The organism is Azospirillum formosense (genome assembly GCF_013340925.1).
Taxonomy (GTDB): domain Bacteria; phylum Pseudomonadota; class Alphaproteobacteria; order Azospirillales; family Azospirillaceae; genus Azospirillum; species Azospirillum formosense.
This window is the reverse complement of the sequence record NZ_WHOR01000553.1, coordinates 1-602: the sequence shown is the minus strand read 5'-3', so window position 1 is coordinate 602 and position 602 is coordinate 1. Positions and strand designations below refer to the sequence as shown.

Annotated in this window: 1 protein-coding gene and 1 pseudogene; both read right to left on the bottom strand. The window is 68.6% G+C overall.

All coding sequences use genetic code 11. The features are described from left to right. A partial coding sequence (locus GBZ26_RS29800; RefSeq protein WP_174437006.1) for a 4Fe-4S dicluster domain-containing protein occupies positions 1-324 on the bottom strand: 324 nt, incomplete at its 3' end. 7 nt (positions 325-331) lie between these two features. Further along, a pseudogene (locus GBZ26_RS29795) lies at positions 332-602 on the bottom strand (2-hydroxy-acid oxidase); the annotation flags it as partial.

Genomic DNA, 602 nt, shown 5'->3' with positions numbered 1-602 from the left:
GGCGTGGGTCGCCTCGATATGGGCGCGGGCGTGATCGACCAGATGCATGTAATTGACGCCCGACGGGCAGGTCGTCATGCAGGACAGGCAGGAGAGGCAGCGGTCGACGTGCTTCACCTGATGCTCGGTGGGCGGCCCGCCCTTCTCCAGCATGTCCTTGATCTGGTAGATGCGGCCGCGCGGGCTGTCCAGTTCGTCGCCCAGCAGGACGTAGGTCGGACAGGTCGCCGTGCAGAAGCCGCAATGGACGCACTTGCGCAGGATCGCTTCCGAATCCCGGTAGTCGGCGTTGGCGAGCTGGGTGAGCGTGAAGTTGGTCTGCATGGATGCCTTACACTCCCGCGTACATGCGGCCAGGGTTCAGGATGCCGCAGGGGTCGAAGCTCTCCTTCACCCGGCGGCTGAGCGCCATCACCGGGTCGGGCAGCGGATGGAACACCTCCATCATGGTCCGCACGTCCTCGGGCGCACGCACGAGGGTCGCGTGGCCGGCGGTGCCCAGCGCGCCGCGGATCGCCGCCGCCGCGTCGGGCGTCGGCGCCACCGCCGCCCAGATCAGCCCGCCGCCCCAGTCGAAATACAGCTCCGCGTCCAGCCCCCAG